25 protein-coding genes and 1 riboswitch are annotated in these 22,108 nt (G+C 46.2%); of the genes, 5 read left to right on the plus strand and 20 right to left on the minus strand.

Annotated features, from left to right (window positions below; all coding sequences use genetic code 11):
* The first annotated feature begins 79 nt into the window (after nucleotides 1-79).
* Entirely contained in the window at nucleotides 80-550 is a 471-nt protein-coding gene (locus V6D42_RS07770; RefSeq protein WP_333512827.1) for a nucleoside deaminase, read from the plus strand.
* Nucleotides 551-554: 4 nt separating this feature from the next.
* Here V6D42_RS07770 and V6D42_RS07775 read toward each other — a convergent pair whose 3' ends face one another.
* Together V6D42_RS07775 and V6D42_RS07780 are read right to left on the minus strand one after the other, a co-directional pair.
* Nucleotides 555-1,658, minus strand: coding sequence for a glycosyltransferase (locus V6D42_RS07775; protein ID WP_333512828.1), 1,104 nt, complete (start codon nucleotides 1,656-1,658; stop codon nucleotides 555-557).
* 122 nt (nucleotides 1,659-1,780) lie between these two features.
* The gene (locus V6D42_RS07780) at nucleotides 1,781-2,191 is read right to left on the minus strand and encodes an organic hydroperoxide resistance protein (RefSeq protein ID WP_326202015.1); all 411 of its coding nucleotides are present in this window, start codon (nucleotides 2,189-2,191) and stop codon (nucleotides 1,781-1,783) included.
* A 143-nt stretch (nucleotides 2,192-2,334) separates the two neighbouring features.
* On the opposite strand from V6D42_RS07780, the gene V6D42_RS07785 reads away from it, so the two are divergent.
* A complete protein-coding gene (locus tag V6D42_RS07785) occupies nucleotides 2,335-2,778 on the plus strand; it encodes a MarR family winged helix-turn-helix transcriptional regulator (RefSeq protein ID WP_326202012.1) in 444 nt (147 codons plus the stop codon).
* A gap of 29 nt (nucleotides 2,779-2,807) precedes the next feature.
* Here V6D42_RS07785 and V6D42_RS07790 read toward each other — a convergent pair whose 3' ends face one another.
* From V6D42_RS07790 to V6D42_RS07830, 9 genes are all read right to left on the minus strand, one after another.
* Nucleotides 2,808-3,233, minus strand: a complete 426-nt coding sequence (locus V6D42_RS07790; protein ID WP_010333956.1) for an organic hydroperoxide resistance protein — start codon at nucleotides 3,231-3,233, stop codon at nucleotides 2,808-2,810.
* A 129-nt stretch (nucleotides 3,234-3,362) separates the two neighbouring features.
* Complete coding sequence (gene proA, locus V6D42_RS07795; protein ID WP_333512830.1) at nucleotides 3,363-4,610, minus strand: glutamate-5-semialdehyde dehydrogenase; 1,248 nt, start codon at nucleotides 4,608-4,610, stop codon at nucleotides 3,363-3,365.
* A gap of 11 nt (nucleotides 4,611-4,621) precedes the next feature.
* Nucleotides 4,622-5,719 carry a glutamate 5-kinase gene (proB, locus tag V6D42_RS07800; protein WP_333512831.1) on the minus strand — a complete coding sequence of 366 codons (1,098 nt, stop codon included), beginning with the start codon at nucleotides 5,717-5,719 and terminating at the stop codon, nucleotides 4,622-4,624.
* 360 nt (nucleotides 5,720-6,079) lie between these two features.
* Nucleotides 6,080-6,982, minus strand: a complete 903-nt coding sequence (gene purU, locus V6D42_RS07805; protein ID WP_168747561.1) for a formyltetrahydrofolate deformylase — start codon at nucleotides 6,980-6,982, stop codon at nucleotides 6,080-6,082.
* A gap of 70 nt (nucleotides 6,983-7,052) precedes the next feature.
* Complete coding sequence (locus V6D42_RS07810) at nucleotides 7,053-7,370, minus strand: DMT family transporter (RefSeq protein ID WP_333512832.1); 318 nt, start codon at nucleotides 7,368-7,370, stop codon at nucleotides 7,053-7,055.
* Entirely contained in the window at nucleotides 7,370-7,708 is a 339-nt protein-coding gene (locus V6D42_RS07815; RefSeq protein ID WP_229148014.1) for a DMT family transporter, read from the minus strand. Before V6D42_RS07815 ends, V6D42_RS07810 begins: the two co-directional genes overlap by 1 nt.
* Nucleotides 7,709-7,781: 73 nt before the next feature.
* A riboswitch (guanidine-I (ykkC/yxkD leader) is annotated at nucleotides 7,782-7,894 on the minus strand.
* A gap of 32 nt (nucleotides 7,895-7,926) precedes the next feature.
* The gene (locus tag V6D42_RS07820) at nucleotides 7,927-8,442 is read right to left on the minus strand and encodes a GNAT family N-acetyltransferase (protein WP_333512833.1); all 516 of its coding nucleotides are present in this window, start codon (nucleotides 8,440-8,442) and stop codon (nucleotides 7,927-7,929) included.
* Nucleotides 8,432-8,956, minus strand: a complete 525-nt coding sequence (locus tag V6D42_RS07825) for a DinB family protein (RefSeq protein ID WP_333512834.1) — start codon at nucleotides 8,954-8,956, stop codon at nucleotides 8,432-8,434. Before V6D42_RS07825 ends, V6D42_RS07820 begins: the two co-directional genes overlap by 11 nt.
* A gap of 109 nt (nucleotides 8,957-9,065) precedes the next feature.
* Nucleotides 9,066-9,797 carry a DUF421 domain-containing protein gene (locus tag V6D42_RS07830; RefSeq protein WP_326223125.1) on the minus strand — a complete coding sequence of 244 codons (732 nt, stop codon included), beginning with the start codon at nucleotides 9,795-9,797 and terminating at the stop codon, nucleotides 9,066-9,068.
* A gap of 158 nt (nucleotides 9,798-9,955) precedes the next feature.
* Between V6D42_RS07830 and V6D42_RS07835 the strand changes: the two genes are divergently transcribed.
* Entirely contained in the window at nucleotides 9,956-10,180 is a 225-nt protein-coding gene (locus V6D42_RS07835) for a hypothetical protein (RefSeq protein ID WP_229148007.1), read from the plus strand.
* 74 nt (nucleotides 10,181-10,254) lie between these two features.
* Here V6D42_RS07835 and hmpA read toward each other — a convergent pair whose 3' ends face one another.
* The gene (gene hmpA, locus V6D42_RS07840) at nucleotides 10,255-11,457 is read right to left on the minus strand and encodes an NO-inducible flavohemoprotein (RefSeq protein WP_333512835.1); all 1,203 of its coding nucleotides are present in this window, start codon (nucleotides 11,455-11,457) and stop codon (nucleotides 10,255-10,257) included.
* A gap of 253 nt (nucleotides 11,458-11,710) precedes the next feature.
* On the minus strand, nucleotides 11,711-12,229 hold the full coding sequence (locus V6D42_RS07845; protein WP_010333945.1) for an acyl-CoA thioesterase: 519 nt from the start codon (nucleotides 12,227-12,229) through the stop codon (nucleotides 11,711-11,713).
* A gap of 186 nt (nucleotides 12,230-12,415) precedes the next feature.
* Here V6D42_RS07845 and V6D42_RS07850 point away from each other — a divergent pair, with 186 nt between their 5' ends.
* Nucleotides 12,416-13,276: a dimethylarginine dimethylaminohydrolase family protein gene (locus tag V6D42_RS07850; RefSeq protein ID WP_333512836.1), complete on the plus strand. Its 861-nt coding sequence runs from the start codon at nucleotides 12,416-12,418 to the stop codon at nucleotides 13,274-13,276.
* Nucleotides 13,277-13,365: 89 nt separating this feature from the next.
* Nucleotides 13,366-14,415 carry a lactonase family protein gene (locus V6D42_RS07855; RefSeq protein ID WP_333512837.1) on the plus strand — a complete coding sequence of 350 codons (1,050 nt, stop codon included), beginning with the start codon at nucleotides 13,366-13,368 and terminating at the stop codon, nucleotides 14,413-14,415.
* Nucleotides 14,416-14,452: 37 nt separating this feature from the next.
* Here the strand turns inward: V6D42_RS07855 and V6D42_RS07860 are convergent, their stop codons facing one another.
* The 7 genes from V6D42_RS07860 to dppC form a co-directional block, all read right to left on the minus strand.
* Nucleotides 14,453-15,436 (minus strand): ABC transporter ATP-binding protein, encoded by a 984-nt coding sequence (locus V6D42_RS07860; protein WP_333512838.1) that lies wholly within the window; start codon nucleotides 15,434-15,436, stop codon nucleotides 14,453-14,455.
* A gap of 12 nt (nucleotides 15,437-15,448) precedes the next feature.
* Nucleotides 15,449-16,339, minus strand: coding sequence for a C40 family peptidase (locus tag V6D42_RS07865; RefSeq protein ID WP_333512839.1), 891 nt, complete (start codon nucleotides 16,337-16,339; stop codon nucleotides 15,449-15,451).
* Complete coding sequence (ykfB, locus tag V6D42_RS07870) at nucleotides 16,336-17,436, minus strand: L-Ala-D/L-Glu epimerase (RefSeq protein ID WP_333512840.1); 1,101 nt, start codon at nucleotides 17,434-17,436, stop codon at nucleotides 16,336-16,338. Before ykfB ends, V6D42_RS07865 begins: the two co-directional genes overlap by 4 nt.
* Nucleotides 17,437-17,438: 2 nt before the next feature.
* Entirely contained in the window at nucleotides 17,439-18,374 is a 936-nt protein-coding gene (locus V6D42_RS07875; RefSeq protein WP_333512841.1) for a S66 peptidase family protein, read from the minus strand.
* 107 nt (nucleotides 18,375-18,481) lie between these two features.
* On the minus strand, nucleotides 18,482-20,113 hold the full coding sequence (gene dppE / locus V6D42_RS07880) for a dipeptide ABC transporter substrate-binding protein DppE (protein ID WP_333512842.1): 1,632 nt from the start codon (nucleotides 20,111-20,113) through the stop codon (nucleotides 18,482-18,484).
* An 18-nt stretch (nucleotides 20,114-20,131) separates the two neighbouring features.
* Nucleotides 20,132-21,139: an ABC transporter ATP-binding protein gene (locus V6D42_RS07885; protein ID WP_326130588.1), complete on the minus strand. Its 1,008-nt coding sequence runs from the start codon at nucleotides 21,137-21,139 to the stop codon at nucleotides 20,132-20,134.
* A 4-nt stretch (nucleotides 21,140-21,143) separates the two neighbouring features.
* The gene (dppC, locus tag V6D42_RS07890; RefSeq protein WP_168747548.1) at nucleotides 21,144-22,106 is read right to left on the minus strand and encodes a dipeptide ABC transporter permease DppC; all 963 of its coding nucleotides are present in this window, start codon (nucleotides 22,104-22,106) and stop codon (nucleotides 21,144-21,146) included.
* Nucleotides 22,107-22,108 lie beyond the last annotated feature (2 nt).

Here is a 22,108-nt window from a genome sequence, read left to right on the forward strand (position 1 = left end):
TTTTTCATTTTTTTGAGAATGTTTTTTGCACTTCTTTTCGGCTATACTTATATCATTCGATCGACTGGGAGGGTTTGGGATGAATCATGAAGCGTTTTTAAAGCGGGCTGTCGAGCTTGCACGTGAAGGAGTGAAAACTGGAATCGGCGGGCCTTTCGGAGCCGTTATCGTGAAGGATGGAATTATTATAGCCGAGGGACAGAACAACGTCACTACAAGCAATGATCCGACTGCCCATGCGGAAGTGACTGCTATTCGAAACGCCTGTAAAGCGCTTGGGACATACCAGTTGGATGACTGCATGTTGTATACGAGCTGCGAGCCATGCCCCATGTGCTTAGGCGCCATCTACTGGGCCCGGCCGAAAGCCGTTTACTTTGCTGCTGAGCATACAGATGCTGCGGAAGCAGGATTTGATGATTCATTTATTTATGCAGAAATTGATAAACCTGCTGAAGAAAGAACGATCCCCTTTTATCACGTGACTCTTGCGGAGCATTTGTCTCCGTTCCAAGCATGGCGGGATGTTGACCATAAAAAAGAATATTAAAGGATCAGGCATGTACGGCCTGATCCTTTGTTAATTCGCTGAGCAGTTGCTGTGCCTGAGTACACCTCGGGTTTGCTTTCAGCGCTTTTTGCAAATATAAAACTGCTGTCATATGTTGATTCAATTCAGCGTGACAGACGCCCAGCCAGCAAAGGGAGCGAAAATCAGCGGCTCCTTTCACCTGTACGTACTGATGGTATTCACCTTGCGTTTGCAGACAAGATTCAAATGCTGTAATCGCTTCTCTGACTTTTTTAAGCTGATACATCATTATCCCTTTGAAGTAGTAAAGGGTGCTGTAATCCGGATAATGCCGCAGCGCTTCATCAATATCCCGTTCAGCTTCTTCATACCGTTCAGTATCAATAAAGAGTTTAAGCTTGATATAAAATATAATCGCTGGAGGAATTTGCTTTTTGCTGTTACATTCATTTATGAAATTCATTGCCAGGCGGATGGCTTTGCTCGGTTCGCCGCCTCTGTCGTACTCAGCTGCTTTCTGATAAATGAGAAGCGGGTCGGCATATGACGACAATAATTCTGTATTCAAAATGCTTAAATTGTGTTTATGCTTACACTTTGCCTCCTGCTCCAGATAGCCGTAATGGTGAATAACACAAGGGAGAGAGAAAGCGCCGCTTGCCTCCTCACCCACGGGCTTTTCGCAAATTCTTCCCTTAAAAGTTATCTTCCGCTGATTCCGTATCAGCCTGATCTGCATTTGTTCAAATGCTTCGTTTTCATCCCATTGCTTTCCCGTATAGTTTATAACCTTTACGTAACCAAGGGACTGCCTGCAGTCATTCAGCAGTGAACGCAACAAGCTTCCCGTATCCAGGTCTAGCTCTTCATCTGCATCCAAAATCAAAATCCACTCTCCCTTGGCATGCTGTAAACTGATGTTTCTTGCCTGCGAATAATCCTGTGTCCATTGATGATGATAGACCTGAGCATGAAAACTTCTGCAAATTTCTTCTGTTTGATCGTTTGATCCGGTATCAACGACAATGATTTCATCAGCAATATGCTGCACGCTTTCTAAACAGCGGACAATATGACGTTCTTCATTTTTAACAATCATACAAACTGACAGCTTCGGTCTTTTCATTTGCTCACCTTTTCTCTAGTCTGAATCCACCTATACTACATGTATTCACACTTCGAAAAGATCATAACCAATCCGTTATGATCCGCAAAAAAACATCCTGAGAACTCTCAGGATGTCGCAAATTATTTTAATTCCAATTTCACATCAACATTTCCTCTTGTTGCTTTAGAATAAGGACAGAATTCATGAGCAGCCTCGACAAGCTCTTGAGCCTTATCCCGATCTAATCCCTTTGTATTGACGACTAGTGTGACTCCGATTTTAAAGCCGCCGTCTTTCTCATCCTTCATGAGGCTGACCTGACCTTCTATTTCTGAATCAATGTCAATATTTTGTTCTTTGGCCACGTGTTCAAGCGCGCCGCCAAAGCATGCTGCATAGCCTGCGGCAAAGAGCTGTTCCGGGTTTGTTCCGGTTTGTCCTTCTTTTTTTGCATTGGGCATGACAATGTCAAAATCGAGAACCCCGTCATCTGATTGAATATGTCCTGAACGTCCACCGCGAGCAGTGGCTTTTGCTGTAAATAATGCCATTTGTTTTCAGCCTCCTTATTTGTCTTTAGTTGTTATATTTCCCATACACATCTTTTTAAACATGTTTTGTTTGCCGAGAATAGGAAAAGTGTTATTTTTCAGCTACAATAGTATGTAATGTCAGAAAGAGTTGGTGAACACAGATGGAAAATGGATTTGATCATATGAAATTAGAGAATCAGCTTTGTTTTTTGCTTTATGCGAGTTCGCGGGAAATGACAAAGCAGTACAAGCCGCTGCTTGAAACGCTGAATGTGACATACCCTCAATATTTGGCTTTGCTTTTATTGTGGGAACACGAAACACTTTCCGTCAAACAAATGGGCGAGCTTCTGTATTTGGATTCCGGAACGCTGACACCGATGCTGAAACGGATGGAGCAGCAGGACTTGATTACCAGAAAAAGATCTGAAGAGGATGAGCGGTTGGTAATGATCAGCCTGACAGAGAACGGAACGTTATTAAAAGAAAAAGCGGCTGATATCCCGGGAACGATTCTGGCACTCTCAGGCCAGTCCGGCGAGGAATTGAGACACTTAAAATCGGCTCTATATACATTGCTTGAAACGCTGCACCAAAAAAAATGAGGATGCCCTATGTGAGGCATCCTCATTTTTTATTCAGCGACTTCCAATGTGACATCGATATTGCCGGAGGTTGCTTTTGAATAAGGGCAGACACCGTGCGCTTTTTGGACAAGTGCCTGTAATTCTGATGCGCTGACACCTTTTCCTTTCACCTGCAGCGTCACACCCAGTTTGTAGCCTTGATCTGCTTCATCCTTTAGCAGGCTGACATGCGCTGTAACCTCTGTCTCCACTTTTACTCGTTCTGTTCTTGCTACAAGCTGAAGTGCACTGTCAAAGCAAGCTGCGTAACCTGCTGCAAACAGCTGCTCCGGATTTGTCGCTTTTTCTAATTTCTTTGCTCTCGGTGTTCCCGGCATTGCGACATCGAGCTCGAGAACGCGGTCTGATGAAATCACCTTTCCTTCTCTTCCTCCTACCGCTGAAACAGACGCTGTAAATAATGGCTGACTCATTTTTTGTATCCCCCTAAATATATTTTATACAATTTAATTGTACACAATCTAATTTACTGTGTCAATTTTTCAGCGCACAAAAAAGCTTATCCCGTTACGAGATAAGCTTTTTCATCGAACATTGCCCAGCTATTCGCGAATTTGTCCTGTTCCTTTAATGATATATTTTGTAGAAGTTAATGCAGGAAGACCCATCGGTCCTCTTGCATGAAGCTTTTGTGTACTGATGCCGATTTCTGCTCCGTAGCCAAATTCAAAGCCATCGGTAAAACGGGTCGACGCGTTATGATAAACCGCGGCGGCATCGACAGCTGTTTGAAAGTAAGCCGCATGATTATCATTTTCAGTTAAAATGGCTTCAGAATGATTAGTGCCGTATTTCTGGATATGCTGTACAGCTTCCTGTACACTTTCAACCGTCTTTACACTGATGACAGGCCCTAAGTATTCCGTTCCCCAATCTTCTTCTGACGCCTGTTTGCTTGAAGAATGAAGTCCACATACGAATTCATCACCGCGGATTTCGACTCCCGCTTTTTCCAGCTGCGTCAGCAATTCTTTTCCGTGCTGCTCTGCCCATGCTTTATGGATCAGCAGTGATTCAATCGCGTTGCAAACGGAAGGGCGCTGCGTTTTGGCGTTTACAACGACTCTTTCTGCCATATCCGGATTTGCCGTTTCATCTATGAAAATATGACAGTTGCCGGCTCCGGTTTCTAATACTGGGACTGTTGATTCTCTAACAACGAGGTCGATCAGTTTTTTGCCACCGCGCGGAATCAATACGTCTAAGCCATCATTTAACGTAAAGAGCTCTTTTGCTGTCTCTCTGCTCGTATCCTCAATCAGCTGCACAGCGTTGATTGGAAGCACTGAATTCTCAAGCGCTCTGTGAATAACACTGACGAGTGCTTTATTGCTGTGAATGGCTGAGGAGCTTCCCCGCAGAACAACCGCGTTCCCTGTCTTCAGGCAAAGGGTAGCCGCATCAACTGTGACGTTTGGCCTCGCCTCATAAATCATTCCGGCAACGCCGAGCGGCACACGGATTTTTTCAATAAACAGGCCGTTCTCTTTTTCAATTGTTTCAAGAGATTCGCCCACTGGGTCAGCCAGATCAATCAATAGCTCTACCGCGTCCGCGATGTCGCGTATGCGTTTCTCATCCAGCGTGAGACGGTCAATGACATCGGATGTTAACCCATTTGCTTTTCCGTTCTTTATGTCTTTTGCATTTTCCGATAAGAGAAAATCCAATTCTTTACGGAGTCCGTTTGCAATGAGACTGAGCGCCTCATTCTTTTCAGCCGTTGTTCTCATCATCATTTCAGCTGCTGCTTCTTTCGCCAGCTTCGCTTTTACAGAAACTTCACTCATTTTTCCGCCCCCTAGTCTTTTAAGTTGACCCAGTCATTCCTGTGAATGACCTCAAACGTTTTGTCAAAATCAAGCTCATTGCTTCGTTTGCCTTTTGCCTCCATAATTTCCTCAGATGAATAATGGGTCTGGCCTTTGCCGATCACACCGCCCGGTCCCCGGACTTCCACGACAGCCCCTTTTGGAAAGCTTCCGTTCACGCCCACTACGCCAGCCGGTAAAAGACTGCTTCCGTTATGAACCATCGCCTCTTGGGCACCCGCATCAATGACAATTTCTCCTGATATCGGCGAGTGGAATTGAATCCATTGTCTCGTATTGTTGATTGAGGAGAGCTCCTTGTCGCCGATATAAGTCCCATCTCCCCTGCCGTCTAAAATATCCGCCAGCTTTTGTTCACCGCTGCCTGTTCCGATGAATACTTTGACCCCAAGAGATAGTGCGGTTTGTGCGGCCAGCAGCTTTGATTTCATACCGCCCGTGCCGACCTTTGATCCGGCTGAACCCGCGTATCCCAGCAATTCAGGGGTGATCTCCGGCAGGTAATCAAACCGCTTCGCATCAGGATTTTCATTCGGATTGGCATTATACAGCCCGTTAATGTCAGTGAGAATCATGAGCTGGTCCGCATGAATTAAACCGCTGACCAACGCAGAAAGCATGTCATTATCCCCGAATGTCAATTCTTCAACAGAAGTAGAGTCATTTTCATTGATAATCGGAATGACGCCGCGCTCCAGTAATTCCATTATCGTTGCATACGCGTTTCGATACCGCTCTCTTTTCGAAAAATCATTTCTCGTCAAAAGGATTTGTCCCGGGGTAAGTGAGTATTGTTTAAATTGATTCATGTATTGCTGCATTAACAGTGTTTGTCCGACCGCGGCTGCCGCCTGTTTTCCCTTGATGGTGACGGGACGGGACGGATAACCGAGACTGGAAAACCCCGCCGCTACTGCTCCCGAGGTAATCAAAATCAGTTCATGCCCCGCTTTTTTCAAAAGAGAAATTGCCTGAACGTGTTCTCTGACTTTTACCTCATCAATGCTTCCGTTGCTATTTGTAAGCGAACTGCTTCCTATCTTCACTACTATTCTTTGTTTTTTCATTTATTCTCCTCCGCGGCTTTTCGCCAGCCAACTTACAATAAAAAAACCCATTTCATCCTTATTGATAAGGACGAAATGGGTTTCCGTGGTACCACCTTGTTTGAACGCACTTCAGCACGTTCCGCTTCCCTGTAACGCCAGGTTATGCGCCTAGGTTTTCCCCCTAAGACTCCAAGGCAGGTTCGGCAGGTTTCATGCGGCAAAATGTTTCAGCCACTCATTTTGCTCTCTGTCACAGAAAGATCTGCTTACTAATCCTCTTCAACGCTCAATGATTTTTTTATATTATGCAAAGAAAAAAGCTTCTTGTCAAGGTTTTTCACACATCAAAAAACCCGCATTACGCGGGCGTCTGGCAGTCTAGTTAAAGACAATTGTTTTATTTTCGTGAACGATGACACGGTCTTCTAAGTGCCATTTCACAGCGCGGGCAAGAACGCTGCGTTCAATCGTTCTGCCGATATTTTTCAGTGCGTCGGCATTGTCTCGGTGGTCAACACGCTCAATGTCCTGTTCAATGATCGGCCCTTCATCAAGGTCATTTGTGACATAGTGAGAAGTTGCGCCAATCAATTTGACCCCCCGCTCATAAGCCCGTTTATACGGATTGGCACCGATAAAAGCAGGCAGGAAGGAATGGTGGATATTAATGATTCGGTTCGGGTGAGCTGACACAAAATCAGGCGTTAAGATCTGCATGTAGCGAGCAAGAACAATCACATCAATATCATATTGCTCCAGCAGTTCAAGCTGCTGTTTCTCAACTTCCGCTCTGATATCTTTGTTCGCTTTTAAATAGTGGAATGGAATATTCAGCGGTTCAACAAGGTCTCTCGCATCTTCATGGTTGCTGATGACAACCGCGATTTCCGCCATGAGATTGCCTGTTTGCCATTCCCAAATCAACTCATGCAGACAGTGAAGCTCCTTTGACACAAAAATAGCGACACGCTTCAGCTCGCTGGCCATCGTTAAGCTCCACGTCATGTCGAATGTATCCGCAATAGACGAAAACGCGTCTTGGAGTTTTTCTTTTTTCTCCTGAATGCCCTTGCAATCGAAGTCAATTCTCAGGAAAAAACGCCCGCCTTCAGGATCTGTCGTGTATTGATTGGATTCAATAATATTGGCGCCATGTTCCAATAAAAACGCAGAAACCGCAGCAACAATCCCCGGCTGATCGGGACAGCTGACTAAGAGGCGCCCTTTATCTTCATTTCCGTCACGGTATTCATTTAACCGCTGGGTCATATATGATTTCATGAATAATCCCTCTTATCTTTGTAAGTCTAAACTAATTATCCATTATACTGAAGATTTGATAAAAATCAATTTAAGACAGCATTTTTAAACCGACGGCTGAGCACAAGATTAAAGCGATAAAGAAGATCCGTTTGGCGTCTTTCTGCTCATTGTAAAAGAGAATGCCGATAAGCGCCCCGCCCGCGGTGCCGATGCCTGTCCAAACGGCGTAAGCGGTGCCCATCGGAATGGTTTCCATAGCAAACGATAATAAGGAAAATGAGGCGGCAAAACCGATAATGATCAGCACCACCCATTTCGCGCTTTTTTCTTTCGCAAATTGATTCATAAGTGCGACGCCTGCCATTTCCAAAAAGCCCGCGCCTAATAAACTGATCCAATGAAGCATTATGCCTCGCCTCCTTTTTCATCAGCCTCATCCTGTGTCACAAGTTTCAATCCAATCACACCGATTAAGAGCACACCGATTAACACAAGCTTCGGCCATCCGACCGGTTCGTGAAACAGAAACATTTCACTCATCACCGTTCCTGCTGTGCCAAGACCTGTAAAGACGGCGTATACAGTACCGACCGGCAGGCTGCTTGTCGCCTTCATTAATAAATAAAAGCTAACTATGATACCGACAGCAGTGCCGCTCCATGTTAAGAGTGAGTCAGCATGCTTTAAGCCCACAACCCAAACAACCTCAAACACGGCGGCCAGCACAACCAATCCCCATTTCATATCACATCATTCCTTTCTTTCTATATTGTCCGAAAACAAAAAAACCCCGGACAGTCGACTCTAATGAGCTTGACTCTCCCGGGCTTTTTTCCCTCCGTGTGCATATGCGCTGTTATGATGCGCCTATGTGTTTTCTCTCGGACCAGTCCATGTCAATTAACATGCGGAACCCTAGAAAACTTTATCTGGTCTTATGATACTACACCTCAATGCTGTCTTCAATTGTAAGATTTTCTTTCATACACAGCGATCGGTTTATTCCATTTTCTGATCGTCCGGCTGTAAAGCATGCCGATTTTCTCCGCCACCCGTATAGACGCTTTGTTATCCGGGTCAATCAAAGCCGCAATTTTGCCGTACTGCTGATGATTGAAGCCATAGTCCAGGCAGGCTTTGGCCGCTTCTTGCGCATAGCCGTTTCCCCAGTGCCGGCGTGCAAACATATAGCCGATTTCCATCGCCGTTTCATTTTCAGTTTGCTGAGGCACGATTCCGCATTGGCCTAAAAAATCCCCCGTCTGTTTGTCCTCGGCGATCCAGAGACTGACCCGGTACCCTTTTTCATTTCTTTTGTTCCAAGCGATCCACTCGCGGGTTTCCTGTTTATCTTTTAAACCGGAATAATACTTCATCACTTCAGGGTCGCTGAAAAGCTCAAGTAAAGCTTCTTGATCTCTGTCCTCCATACAGCGCAAACGAATCCGTTCGGTCTCAAGCTTCGTTTCAGCGCGCATTTTTGATTATATCCTGCTTCCATTCTTTTTTGAGGGCTTCAATATGGGCTTGATGATAGCGATTGTGATCCGCCATATGCCAGATGCCCCATCTTACTGTTGCCTTGTCACCCTCGTAAGAAAGCGTTTGATGCAAATCGTTCTCCGTCAAGGTCTTACATACCGATTTCAGCTCGTTTACGACATGTTGATGCCTTGTCAAAAGCTCTTCTAAACCCGGCTGATTCTTTGGTTCAGGCAATCGTCCGCTTTCATCTGTCATTGGGCCGAAAATGTCTTCAACATGGTCAGGGACCCGATTCTCCTTTATGCGCCACACCCATCTAATATCAACATTTGCGATATGCTGCAGCAGCTGGGCCGTGCTGTTTTTTGGTTGAGACCCCTTATAATATAGCTCTCTGTGAGTCATGCGGCTAACAATAGATGCCAGACGAAGGCTGTTTTCTTCCACTGCGGAATACAGCAGACTGACTGTCGGCGCCATGTCTTTTCTAATGAATAAGTCCCTCATGTTCCATTCCCTCCTTACCTAAGTGTACATTTTGACGTAAGGGGGAACATTTCCTGTGCAGAAGTCACATCTAATCTATAAAAAAGCGCGAAAGAATGTCGGCAGCAAATTAATTGTTATTTCCAGGCTTGTATAAATACGGGTCATGGTGTGAATCGTTGGATGTATTCAAATCGAGTGAGATGTCACCGCGGTCATTTAACGTGCCGAGCGTGATCAAAGACAGCTGTTTTGGGCTGTGCCCTTTTTCCTCAAGCTTTTCAAACAGCCAGCTTCGGTTTTTTTGAAGGTACTTCAAATTGTGATCAAGGATCTCACCGTCCAATATGAGGGGAATCGGGATAAAGTTCCGCTCAGCCTCCATATTCAAATCCCGCATCTGCACTGCTCTCGCTTCTTCTGTCGGGATCACGCTTACTTCTCCCGTTTCTTCAATGATGGCAAGATCAATATCAGCCGGATCAGCATAGCCCTTTTCTCTCAGTTTTCCGAGCAGCTCATTGACGGTCAGCCTCTCTTTTTTGAGTCCGCGCTCATCGATATCCCCGTTTCGGATTAACACTGTCGGACTGACCACCAGCAGCCACCTCCACTTATTAGATAGAGCAAGCTTGCTCATCAGAAGATAAAGCAATAAAAAGGAGCACGCGTAATAAATAGACATCGGCAGTTTGGATGTGAGGATCGGCTCACTGATAATGGTTCCGATTGCGAAGGTTAAAAGCAAATCAAAATTGTTCATTTGTGATACGGCTTTTTTACCGGCAAGCCGAAACAAAATATAAGCAATCGAAAACACGATAACAGGCTTGAGTAAAAATGCCCATACCATCCATAACACTGATCATTGCCCTCCATCCGCTAGCCATAATGAATATATTGTTCCCTGGGACTGTAACGCTATGCATATCCTACCTCTCCATCCAGCATCTAAATAGGCGAACGTGCAGAATGCAGGCACATAACATAGTAGAAAGCCATGTTGATTGGAGGGACAGCATGAAACATCAGCATAAGAGTGCCAATTGGCACTATGAAAGCATACAGCCAAAATCCGCAGCCTATCAGCCATACCATACAGCTGACAGGCTGGCCGGTTTAGAGCTTAAAATGGAACAATTGATCAGAGCCATCGAGGTGAACAATGAATTGCTGAGAACGATTCAAGAGCAGCAAAATCGCGTATGCACCAGCGGGGGCGGATCAGTCATTGTACGAATGTAGAAGAAGGCGCTCATCCGCCTTCTTCTATTATCCTAAAAAGAGCTCTTCCCATTATTTGAGAAGAGCCGCGTGTGTTAAGAAATAGACTTCGCCATACTTAATTGAGGACCGAACAGTTCGTAATGGATAGACTCTGGCGCTGATCCAAGTTCCGATACAAGCTTATGCATGTGAGTGATAAATGAAGGTGAACCACAAATATAATAATCCGCATCTGTATTGGCAATCAGAGCTTTGAGGTACTGCTGATCAATCTGCCCTTCATGAAATTGAATGTCACATGCTCGGTCTTTTTCTGTTGGCTCGCGATACACAAATGCCGTTTTAACAGAAGAATGCTCTGCTGCCTCTTCTGCTTCATCGCGTAGCGCGTGGTATTCACTATTTTTCGCAGCATGGATAAACACAATCTGCCGCTCAGGCTGTTTGGAAACAGACGTTTTCAGCATGCTGATCATCGGTGTAATGCCAACTCCGGCACTAAGCAGAACAATATCTTTACGGGATGAGGAATCTAAAACAAAATCTCCTGCCGGTGCGCTGATTTCTAATGAATCCCCCTCTTGCAGCTTATTGTGTAAATAAGAAGACACCACACCTTCTTTCTTAACTGAAATTCGATAATAGTCTTTTCCCGGCATATCGGACAGGCTGTATTGACGGATATGCGTATATTCAGAATCAGGAATCCGGACTTTGATGCTGATATACTGCCCTGCTTGAAATTCACATAACGGCTTGCCGTCTTCCGGTTTCAAATAGAAGGATGTAATTTCTTTGCTTTCACGCACTTTTTTCGCTATGACGAAAGGCTTATACTCCTTCCATCCGCCGGTTTGGCGTTCCGCCTGCTCATACATTTCTTTTTCAATTCTGATAAACGCGTCAGCTATTACCCCATACGCTTTCTCCCACGCCTGCATTATGTCAGGAGCCGCTGCATCTCCCAAAACATCTTTAATGGCAATCAGCAAATATTTGCCGACAATCGGATAATGTTCAGGCTTAATGCCGATACTGCGGTGTTTATGGCCGATTTGTTTGATGACCGGAATGATATTGCCAAGCCGGTCAATATTGGCGGCAGCTGCAATAACAGCATTCGCCAAGGCAGTACGCTGTGTTTTTTTCTTTTGGTTTGTTTGATTAAAAATGTTTAAAAGCTCAGGATGATCTTGGAACATGAGGTCGTAAAAACGTCCTGTAATGGATTCACCGTGCTGCTGTAATACTGTCACAGTACTTTTTATGATTTCGATTGTTTTGTTATCTAACATCGTTTAACAACCCTTCCAAAAAGATGTATTTTAAATATACCTTTAAAATACATGATCTCGCCCTCAAAAGATATATTTTAAATGAATCTTTAAAAAAGTTGCCACAAAATTATCAATTTAACGTGACAATTGTTGCTTTTGTATAGAATCCCCTAGCAAAAACGGCCTAATCTTTGTGGTTTATCAGCCTCAGCAGCGAAATAATCCGAAGGCACAAAAAAAACCCAAAACAAATTTGTTTTGGGTTTCATGTTTACCAAGGCTTGTCTGTTCCGAGCGCATTTGCCAGCGCCTGACTGTGTTTTTTTCGGTTTTTCCGTTCACTTGCACGCTGAACCGCTGTGTTATGCAGCATGATTTCCTCTTCTGTCTCCGGTACAACTCTCGGCACAGGCACCGGCTTGCCGTTGGAGTCTAATGCGACAAAGGTCAAAAAGGATGTCGCGGCGAGCTCCCTTTCACCAGTCATCAGATGCTCTTTGATGACTTTTACAAACACCTCCATGGAAGATGTGCCCACCCAAGTCACATAAGATTCCAGGCAGACAGACTCCCTTTGCCCGATCGGTTTCAGAAAATCAACAGAGTCCATCGAAGCTGTTACCGTATCACGTCTGCAATGGCGCGCTGCGGAAATAGACGCAATATCATCGATATAACTCATCAGTTTTCCGCCAAACAGCGTATTATGATTGTTTGTATCAAGAGGGAATACCCTGCTTGTTTTTACAACCTTTGACTCTTTACAAAATTTTGTTTCCTGTGCTTCCATACCTTTCTCCCCTTTGATGTCTGATCGATTAGTAAATGCACTCATATTCTCCTATTAAACAATATTCTCATCCATTTGTCTAAAATTTAAAATGGTTTGTCTGTGAGGTTTTCGTTCTGGAATGTTTAATGATCAGAATGATGAGGGAATAATATACGTATTTCACACGGTCAGGAGGAGAAACAAATGGATGTATCCGTTCCAAAACATCAGCACAAAACCGTATGCCAAACAGAATATGGCACCTTAAAGAAAGTTATTTTATGCAAACCCGAGCATATGACAATTAAGGACGTGATTAATGAAACCCAAAAACATTTTGAAGATGACAATATTCAAGTCAAAACCGCCAAAGAGCAGCACAGCCGCTTAGTAGAAGAGCTCAGGTCACACAGTATTGAGGTCATCCTTTTGCCTGTTCAACACGGACTGCCTGAGCAGGTATTTACCCGGGATATCGGTTTTGTCATCGGGGAAAAAGCCTTTCTTTCCAGCATGACTGAGCCCATTCGCCAAGGGGAAGAAGCTGTGATAAAAGAATTTTTCCACAATCAAGGGATTCCTTATACCCGGATGCTCGATACTAGCATTGAAGGCGGTGACGTCGTCATAGATGGTGATACCGTTTATGTCGGGATCAGCCAGCGGACGGACATCTCAGCGGTCGGCCAGCTGCAAGAAGAGCTTCCTGAATACACCATTATCCCAGTTCCGCTCGATGAAAAATTTCTGCATTTGGACTGCGTATTTAATATCATTTCTGAAAGCGAAGCGTTAATCTACCCTGAAGCCCTTCCCCAGCAGGAAGTCGATATGCTGGCAGACCGTTACAATCTCATTGAGGTACCGGAAAACGAACAATTTACACTTGGCACCAATGTCCTATCTATCGGCAGAAAGACCATCATCAGCCTGCCGGGCAATCGTCATGTCAATCGTGAATTATCCAAAAGAGGCTATCACATCATCGAAATTGACTTGTCAGAAATTATCAAATCAGGCGGTTCCTTCAGATGCTGTACGATGCCGCTCATTCGAGGCGAATGAAGAATATTCCCCTTTTTCTTGTTTTAAACAGCGTATTTCACCAAGATACGTTAATATAGAGATGACATCATTTTTAAGGGGGAAATCGCATGACAAAGTACATAGGATATGTCGGAACATATACAAAAGGCGGAAGTGAAGGCATTTATTCATTTGAGCTGGATACTGACAAAAAAACACTCAGCGAGCCAAAGCTTGCTGCAAAGCTGGGAAACCCCACATATGTGACGCCGAATAAAGACAACACGATTCTTTATTCAATTGAAAAAGCAGACGGAATAGGCGGTGTTGCTGCCTATCAAATCGATAAAAACAGCGGAGAATTAACATTTCTGAATCATCAGTTAATCGATGGCCCATCGCCATGTCATGTAAGCATCGATGATCATCAGCAATACGTATTGACAGCCAACTATCACAGCGGGAAGGTGCACGCTTTTCCGGTTCAAAAAGACGGAGGTTTGCAATCCCCCGCTTCAGAAGCCGCCCATATAGGAAAGGGTCCGCATGAAAGACAGGAAAAGCCACATACACACTATGCGGGCTTTACACCTGAACATAATTATGTTGTAGCGGTTGACTTAGGGACAGATAAGCTGTACACCTATAAGCTAAAAGACGGTGAATTGAAGGAATCTGGCAGCCATTCCTTCGCTCCAGGTGCAGGCCCTCGTCATATCGCTTTTCACCCAAAAGAAAAGTACGCTTATGTCATGACAGAATTAAGCAATGAAGTAATTGCGCTTGAATACAATCCGACAGCCGGCGAATTCAGAGAACTTCAAGTCGTCTCTGCCATTCCTGATGATTTCACAGATAACAGCCAGGGAAGCGCCATTCATGTCACACAGGACGGCCGTTTTGTTTACGTAGCAAACCGCGGCCATGACAGTATCGCTGTGTTTGAAGTGAATCAATATTCAGGCGAGCTGGCATTCGTGGAAAGAGTGTCGACTGAAGGAAACTGGCCTCGTGACTTTGTGCTGGATCCAACGGAGTCCTTCCTTGTCGCTTCAAACGAAGAAACAGGCAATCTCGTATTGTTTGAAAGAGACACAGAGACAGGACGACTGACACTGCTTCCTTCAACCGTTTCTGTTCCTTATCCGGTGTGCGTGAAATTTTTACAGCAATCATAAAAGAAAGCTGGCTCCTCATAACGGGCCAGCTTTTTATTTATCTCACCTTTTCTTTCGTCTCAGCATTTCGATATAAATGGCAGGCAACGAAACGGCCGGCTTCGATTTCTTGAAGCAAAGGGCGTGATTCCCCGCATTCAGGCATCGCCTCCGGGCAGCGCGTCCGAAACACACAGCCACTCGGCGGATGAACCGGACTCGGCAGCTCCCCTTTTAAAATAATGCGCTCACGCTTGTCCTCTAACTCAGGGTCCGGAATCGGAATCGAAGACAGCAGCGCCTTCGTATACGGGTGCAGCGGTTCACGATACAATGTGCCGCTATCTGTAATTTCCATCATGTGGCCTAAGTACATAACGCCGATTCTGTCGCTGATATGCTTTACCATCGATAAATCATGGGCAATAAACAGAAAGGTGAGTCCTTTTTCTTTTTGAAGCCGCTTCAGCAGGTTGACCACTTGTGCCTGAACCGACACATCAAGCGCAGAAATCGGCTCGTCCGCTACGATGAACTCTGGATTCAATGACAGCGCTCTGGCAATCCCAATCCTCTGCCTTTGGCCTCCGCTGAATTCGTGTGGGTAACGGCTGCCGAAATCCGGGTGAAGCCCTACTGCCTCAAGCAACTCGTCCACAACGAGGAGCCGCGCTTTATGAGTATTGTAAAGATTGTGAATTTCCATCGGCTCTAAAATGATTTCTCGAACTGTCATCCTCGGATTGAGCGATGCATAAGGGTCCTGAAAAATCATCTGCAGTTTGCGGTTATAGGCAAACTGCTCTTTCTCACTGAGGGCGTGAATATTGGTTCCGCGGTATTTGACGCTTCCTTCTGTGGGATGGTATAGACGCATCAGCACTCTTCCCAAGGTTGATTTCCCGCAGCCTGATTCCCCGACAAGCCCGAACGTCTCCCCCTCATGAACCTGGAAGGTTACCCCGTCGACCGCTTTGACTGTTCGCTTTTTCCCTGCGTCAAAATGCATTTTCAGCTGACTGACCTCTAGCAGTGGTGTCATGTGTCTCCCTCCTCATTCTGAAAAACAGCGGCGTGCCGCACAAAGCTCTTTTTCATATTCTGTATTTTTCAGCGTGATGATTTCGATCGATTTCCCTGTCTTAGGAGAATGAAGCATTTTTCCGTCTCCTATGGACAGACCCACGTGATGAATTGCTCCTTTTCCTTCTTCATATGCAAAAAATAGCAGATCACCGGCACCGATCTCGTGAAGCGGCACTTCCTTCCCTGTTTTCGCTTGGTCTCCCGCATCACGGGGAATACCGTACCCATTGGCTTTAAATAAGCTGTACATAAAACCAGAGCAATCAAATCCAAATCCGCTTATACCTCCCCATAAATAAGGAAGTCCGAGAAAACATGCCCCTGTCTGAATGATGTCTTCGGCCGTTCCTTTCTTATGCTGAACAAGCTCCGCATCAGTTTTTCTCAGAAGCCTATCTCCAATAGGAGTCGCTACTTTGAAAAAGCCGTCCTCTTCACTAATCAGAGGCAGAGCAGTTAAGAAGCTCAGCTCAATTTCCTTTTCTCGGGTATCCCCATACAAAAAAGCTGTTGGTTTGCTGATCGACACGGTGTGATTCGATTGTGTGAGATTTGTGTTTATCAGCTGGTTCTTTTTCATCCAGCCCGGATATCCGCGTTTATCCTTGCGGGATGACTGGCCGGGCACAACGACAGACACCCATTCATCCTGTTCCTCCGTGACCAGCACCTCCTCGCCAAAGAGAACCTGCGTTTGGATCACATTATCTTTACATAACCCAAGCCGCTGATCATAGGTCATGCTCTTGAGCCATTCTCTGATCGACACGGTTGGATCGAGCATTGTGTGATCAAATGGACGAGGTGAATCAGGCGCTGTCCATATGTTGGCAACTGCTGATATAACAGTATGGTTCATGTCTCCGTTTCTCCTTTCTGAAGCACAACTCCTGTAATACCAAGACCCGGTTTGTCAGGCAACGTAATCGTGCTGCCGCTGTATACAATTCCGCCCTTAATCAAATCCGTTTTCAGCATGAGCGGGGCATCGAAGTCAAAGCGCGTAACGTTTTTTTTGCTTGCTGCGAAATGCGCCGCAGCTGTAATGCCGAGCTTTGTTTCGATCATGCTGCCGACCATGCACTCCACCCCGCAAATCTCTGCCATGGCATTGATTTTCTCTGCTCCGCTGATTCCTCCTGCCTTCATCAATTTAATATTGATCAGGTCGGCGCTGCGGGTTTGAAGGACTTCGAATGCCTGTCGCGGTGTAAATACACTTTCATCAGCCATGATTGGCGTGTCCGTTGCATCCGTCACTTTCTTGAGCCCGGCAATATCATCCTTATGGACAGGCTGTTCGACAAGCTCAATGTCCAGGCCGGCATCCTCCATTTTCCGAATAGCCGTTACCGCTTCTTTCGGCGCCCATCCCTGATTGGCATCCAATCGAAGCTTCGCCCCAGGCCCGACACGTTTTCTGATTTCTTGAATACGGGCGATATCTGTCTCAATGTCATCTCTGCCAACCTTTATTTTTAGCGTTTGAAAGCCTTGTTTAAGAAAACGCTCTGCATCCGCCGCCATCTCTTCAGGCGGGTTCACACTGACGGTGTAGTCCGTTTCAAGTGTACTTCGATATCCGCCGAGCATTTGGTAAAGCGGCTGCCCGCTCATCTGCGCCCAGCCGTCGTATACAGCCATTTCCACAGCTGCTTTTGCGCTTTGATTTCCTGCCAGAAGATGCTGGATGTCATGCAGAATGGCCTCGCAGCCGGTAAGGCTTCTTCCAAGCAGTGCCTGCTTTAAGACGTGGTGAATCGCACTCTCGATACTGTCCATGCTGTCTCCGGTAATCACAATCGTCGGAGGCGCTTCTCCCCATCCGATTGCGCCATTGTCATAAGTGATCGTTACGATCACAGATTCAGCTGTATACACTGTGCGAAGCGCCGTTTTAAACGGCTTTGTCAGCGGCACGGCGACCCGTTTGGTGTCTATTTTTATTATTTTCATACTCAATACGCCCCTCCAGAAACGCCCGCCTCAATGACGACCGTTTTTTTGGCTGTATCCATGGCGGCGTGCGCACCGACCGGAACGGCAATACTCGGCGAACAGTGGCCAATCTTAAACCCTCTAAGAGCAGGCCTTCCGGAGGACACAATATAGTCTTCGAGCACCTGCTCAAGTGTCAAAGATTTCTCCCGTTTCACCGGGATGCAGTTATGAAAATCACAAACAAGAATGCCGGCTGCGTCCGACAGCTTCCCTGCCATTTTCAGCTGATTCAGCATCCGGTCAATTTGATACGGCTCCTCGTCAATATCCTCAATAAACAGGAGCTTTCCCCTCGTATCAATCTCAAACGGCGTGCCGAGTGTCGATGACAGCAAGGAAAGATTACCTCCGACAAGCTCCCCTTCCGCTTTTCCCGGAACAAGCACCGTCAGTGGAGAAAGTTTTTCTGTATAGGTGAATGCCGTCTCTTGAAACAGCTGCTGATACGACGCTTTTGTCAGGGGATGAACGTCTTCAAGGCCTATATCTGAGCTGAGCATCGGGCCGTGAAAAGTGACGAGGCCTGTGTTTTGATGGATGGCTGTATGTAAGAACGTAATATCACTGTATCCCCAAAAGATTTTAGGGTGTTTGCGGAGCAAGCTGTAATCAATGCTTGAGGCGATCCGTCCCGTGCCAAAGCCTCCGCATGCGCACAGCACCGCTTTCACCTCCTGGTCTTTGAACATCTCGTGCAGATCAGCCAGCCGCTCATCATCCTGTCCCGCTAAATAGCCGTGCTGGTTTTTCAGCGCCTTGCCCAGCTTTACCTGAAGGCCGAGCTCCTCTAAAAACAAAAGCGCCGTGTCAAGCTTTTTCGAATCAGGCGGGCTTGCAGGTGCGATGACACCGACTGTATCGCCTTTTTTCAGTGCGTTCGGCTTGTGATTCAACTCCGATCAGCTCCCTTCATTTGCTCTGCACCCTACGTATACGTACAAAAAAGAGAAAAAATACCGCTCCTTCACATAAAGAGAGCAGTATTTTCTCAATCGCCGTGTTAGTTTTTATCGGCCCATTTTAAATCGATATAGCCAACAGGGTGCCGGACGATGTCCTTTACATGTTCGTTTTGCAGATTGACCTGATTATAGAAATAAACCGGAATGATCGGTGCTTCATTGATGAGAAGCTTTTCCGCCTTATGCATGAGTGAAAAACGCGTTTTTTCATCCGCTTCATTTTTCGCCTGCTTCATCAGCTGATCATATTCTTTGTTGGTCCAGCCTGTGCGGTTCATCGAATTTCCTGTTTGGAAGGCTTCCAGGAAACTGATAGGGTCCGCATAGTCAGGCAGAAATGAGCTTTGTGAGAATTGAAACTTAAGCGCTTTTTGCTCCTCTAAAAACACGTTCCACTCCATATTGGCCAGCTTCACATCGACGCCAAGAGTATTTTTCAATTTTTGCTGGATGGCTTCAGCAATCTTTTTATGCTCCGGTTTCGTACTGTAAGTAAGCGTGACCGCAGGCAGCTTGTCATACTTCTCTTCCTTCATTCCTTTTTCTAACAGCTGCTTCGCTTTGTTTTCATTTGGTTTGATCAGGTCTCCACCCGCTTCCCGGAAGTCCTTGCCGTCAGGCTGTGTAAACCCGGGCGAAACAAAAGCGTGCGCCGGTTTTTCATTGTTTTTCGTGACGTATTTTACGATTTCCTTCTGATCAACAGCCATTGCGAAGGCTTTTCTGATGTTTTCATTTTGAAACGGCTCCATATTGACATTAAAGCGGTAAAAGTATAAACCCGCCTGATCAACGATGTGCACGTTGTCTTGATCCAGCAGCTGGTCACTTAGCTCAGCCGGTACGTATGCGGTGTCCAATTCTCCAGACTGAAACATTTGGTAATCTGTATTTCTGTCACTCACCATTGCCCATTTCACTTTGTCAAGCTTAACGGTTTCTTTATCCCAGTACGTATCGCTTTTTTCCATTGTGATGCTGTCATCATGCTTCCATCCCGCCAGTTTAAACGGGCCGTTGCCGACAAATGTATCAGCTTCAGCAAACCACTTTGGATTTTCTTTATCAACTTTTTCGTTAACCGGAAAATACGCCGGGTTTGACACCACGCTCAGGAAATATTTTTGCGGCGCGGCAAGTGTCACTTCAAGGGTATGATCATCCTTTGCCGTCACCTTCACATCGTCTCTTTTCCCTTTTCCGCTGTTATAGGCTTCGCCGCCTTCAATAAAGTAGCCGAGAAACGCGGAAGATGCTCCTGTTTTCGGATCAAGCATCCGTTTCCAAGCGTATTCAAAATCTCCGGCTGTCACAGGGTCTCCGTTCGTCCATTTCGCATTTTCCCGAATCGTAAATGTGTACGTTTTTTTATCCTTCGACACAGACCACTTCTCTGCCATCGCCGGCTCCGGTTCATTGTCTTTACCGAGGCGCGTTAACCCTTCCATGATGTTATTTAACGGCTGCCAAGACACATTATTAAAACCGATCGGCGGGTCAAACGAAGTCGGTTCATTTTCATTATTTAAGTACAGTACCTTTTCTCCGCTTGTCTTCGCCTTATCTTCTCCGCTTTCTTTTCCAGCCTGCTCATTTGCCGTGCATCCCATCAGCGCAAATGAAAGTCCCAGTGCAAGACCCATTCCCCATAGCTTCTTCACTCTCTTCATCCTCTTCCCCCTTTTTCGTTATTCATCCTTCGCTCCCGGCAGCACCGCGTGCTCAGCCCGTTTATCCTGAAGCCAGCAGTGAACAGCGTGCGTGCCGGATCGAACGGTTTGATCAGGGTATACCCTGTCGCACACGATCATTCTGCTCGGACAGCGGGCGGCAAATGGGCAGCCCGGCGGCGGTGAAAATAAATCCGGCGGCGTGCCGTCAATCGGAATCAGCTCAGCGTCTTCAAGATCCAGCCGCGGGACGGAATTCAGCAGCCCTTTTGTATAAGGGTGCTGCGGCTTGTAAAATATATCTTTTCTCGTGCCAATTTCCGCTATTTTTCCGGCATACATCACTGCCACCCTGTCAGCCACCTGGGCAACCACCCCTAAATCGTGTGTGATCAAAATGACAGAAACCTTTGTTTTTCTCTGAATCTCTTTAAACAGTTCCAGAATTTGCGCCTGTATGGTGACGTCAAGGGCAGTTGTCGGTTCATCCGCTATTAAAATATCAGGCTCGCAGATCAGCGCCATCGCAATGACAATCCGCTGTCTCATGCCGCCGCTGAATTGATGGGGATACTGCTTCAGGCGTGCTTCAGGATCTGGAATGCCGACCAATGCCAGCATAGAAAGAACCTCTTTCTCAGCAGCCTTTTTCTTCATCCTCTTGTGACGAAGAAGCGCTTCTGCCAGCTGGTCTCCGACAGTCAGCGTCGGGTTTAACGCCGTCATCGGATCTTGAAAAATCATTGAAATGTCCGCACCCCTTATGCTCCTCATTTCTCTGTCAGAGAGACGGCAAAGGTCTTTGTTTTTAAATAAAATGCTGCCGTCTGTCACCTTCGCTGAATAGGGCGGGAGCAGTCCCATAATGCTTTGAGAGGTGACGCTTTTGCCGCAGCCCGATTCGCCGACAATGGCAAAGGTTTCCCCTTTGTACAAATCGAAGCTCACGCCTCTGACCGCCTGAACCGTCCCGCCGTAAGTCGTAAAAGAAACGTGCAGATCATTGACTGACAGAACTTTCTCCATACAGCTACCTCCTTAGCTTAGGGTCCAGTGCATCCTGCAATCCGTCCCCCAGCACATTAAACGCGTACATCGTTAATGAGATGAAAAAGGCAGGAAAGAACAGGCGCCACCAATGCCCAGACAAAATGGTCGGCAGGCCGTCATTCGCCATCACACCCCAGCTGGCAAACGGCGCTTGAATGCCGAGACCGAGAAAGCTCAAAAATGATTCTGCGAATATGGCGGTAGGTACAGTTAAAGTCATTTGTACGATGATCGCGCCCATTGTATTCGGCAGCAAATTTTTGCGAATGATGCGAAAGGTTTTCGCACCAAAGGTTTTCGAGGCGAGCACATACTCGTAATTTTTTATTTGCAGCACCTGGCCTCTTACAATTCTCGCCATGCCGACCCATCCCGTAACAGTCAGCGCTACGATAATGGTGCCAAGCCCCGGACCCATCAAGACCATCAGCAAAATGACAACAAGAAGATACGGCAGCCCGTACAGCACTTCAATAATCCGCATCATAACACTGTCTGTTCTGCCGCCTTTATAGCCGGCAATGCCTCCATAAATGACACCGATCAAAAAATCAATCAGTGCAGCCATCACTCCGACAAATAACGAAATCCTCGCTCCGTACCATGTTCGTGTAAACACATCCCGGCCAAGCTCATCTGTACCGAACCAATGATCTGCAGAAGGGGGAAGGTTTTGTTCTGTCAGCGATTGGCGCGCGACACTATGAGGGGATAAAAAAGGACCAACTGCTGCCATCACAAATAGAAATAAAAGAATAAAAAGCCCGGCCATCGCTAGTTTATTTTTCTTCAGCCTCCTCCAGGCATCCTGCGCGTAGGACAAACTCGGCCGTTTGACTGAATCGGTTTCTTGGGTCTTTTCCTGATTCGGAACAAACCATTCGTCCGGCACCTGAACGTGCTGCTGCGGCTGGCGTTCATCTGTTTGTACAGGGAGATTCATAC

The sequence above is a fragment of the Bacillus sp. 0909A genome (assembly GCF_036765115.1).
In the GTDB taxonomy this organism is placed as follows: domain Bacteria; phylum Bacillota; class Bacilli; order Bacillales; family Bacillaceae; genus Bacillus; species Bacillus mojavensis.

Excerpts from the sequence above, each read along its gene's own strand:
- V6D42_RS07770 (WP_333512827.1), top strand. The coding sequence starts at position 80 with ATGAATCATGAAGCGTTTTTAAAGCGGGCTGTCGAGCTTGCACGTGAA.
- V6D42_RS07775 (WP_333512828.1), bottom strand. The coding sequence starts at position 1,658 with ATGAAAAGACCGAAGCTGTCAGTTTGTATGATTGTTAAAAATGAAGAA.
- V6D42_RS07780 (WP_326202015.1), bottom strand. The coding sequence starts at position 2,191 with ATGGCATTATTTACAGCAAAAGCCACTGCTCGCGGTGGACGTTCAGGA.
- V6D42_RS07785 (WP_326202012.1), top strand. The coding sequence starts at position 2,335 with ATGGAAAATGGATTTGATCATATGAAATTAGAGAATCAGCTTTGTTTT.
- V6D42_RS07790 (WP_010333956.1), bottom strand. The coding sequence starts at position 3,233 with ATGAGTCAGCCATTATTTACAGCGTCTGTTTCAGCGGTAGGAGGAAGA.
- proA (WP_333512830.1), bottom strand. The coding sequence starts at position 4,610 with ATGAGTGAAGTTTCTGTAAAAGCGAAGCTGGCGAAAGAAGCAGCAGCT.
- proB (WP_333512831.1), bottom strand. The coding sequence starts at position 5,719 with ATGAAAAAACAAAGAATAGTAGTGAAGATAGGAAGCAGTTCGCTTACA.
- purU (WP_168747561.1), bottom strand. The coding sequence starts at position 6,982 with ATGAAATCATATATGACCCAGCGGTTAAATGAATACCGTGACGGAAAT.
- V6D42_RS07810 (WP_333512832.1), bottom strand. The coding sequence starts at position 7,370 with ATGCTTCATTGGATCAGTTTATTAGGCGCGGGCTTTTTGGAAATGGCA.
- V6D42_RS07815 (WP_229148014.1), bottom strand. The coding sequence starts at position 7,708 with ATGAAATGGGGATTGGTTGTGCTGGCCGCCGTGTTTGAGGTTGTTTGG.
- V6D42_RS07820 (WP_333512833.1), bottom strand. The coding sequence starts at position 8,442 with ATGCGCGCTGAAACGAAGCTTGAGACCGAACGGATTCGTTTGCGCTGT.
- V6D42_RS07825 (WP_333512834.1), bottom strand. The coding sequence starts at position 8,956 with ATGAGGGACTTATTCATTAGAAAAGACATGGCGCCGACAGTCAGTCTG.
- V6D42_RS07835 (WP_229148007.1), top strand. The coding sequence starts at position 9,956 with ATGAAACATCAGCATAAGAGTGCCAATTGGCACTATGAAAGCATACAG.
- hmpA (WP_333512835.1), bottom strand. The coding sequence starts at position 11,457 with ATGTTAGATAACAAAACAATCGAAATCATAAAAAGTACTGTGACAGTA.
- V6D42_RS07845 (WP_010333945.1), bottom strand. The coding sequence starts at position 12,229 with ATGGAAGCACAGGAAACAAAATTTTGTAAAGAGTCAAAGGTTGTAAAA.
- V6D42_RS07850 (WP_333512836.1), top strand. The coding sequence starts at position 12,416 with ATGGATGTATCCGTTCCAAAACATCAGCACAAAACCGTATGCCAAACA.
- V6D42_RS07855 (WP_333512837.1), top strand. The coding sequence starts at position 13,366 with ATGACAAAGTACATAGGATATGTCGGAACATATACAAAAGGCGGAAGT.
- V6D42_RS07860 (WP_333512838.1), bottom strand. The coding sequence starts at position 15,436 with ATGACACCACTGCTAGAGGTCAGTCAGCTGAAAATGCATTTTGACGCA.
- V6D42_RS07865 (WP_333512839.1), bottom strand. The coding sequence starts at position 16,339 with ATGAACCATACTGTTATATCAGCAGTTGCCAACATATGGACAGCGCCT.
- ykfB (WP_333512840.1), bottom strand. The coding sequence starts at position 17,436 with ATGAAAATAATAAAAATAGACACCAAACGGGTCGCCGTGCCGCTGACA.
- dppE (WP_333512842.1), bottom strand. The coding sequence starts at position 20,113 with ATGAAGAGAGTGAAGAAGCTATGGGGAATGGGTCTTGCACTGGGACTT.
- V6D42_RS07885 (WP_326130588.1), bottom strand. The coding sequence starts at position 21,139 with ATGGAGAAAGTTCTGTCAGTCAATGATCTGCACGTTTCTTTTACGACT.
- dppC (WP_168747548.1), bottom strand. The coding sequence starts at position 22,106 with ATGAATCTCCCTGTACAAACAGATGAACGCCAGCCGCAGCAGCACGTT.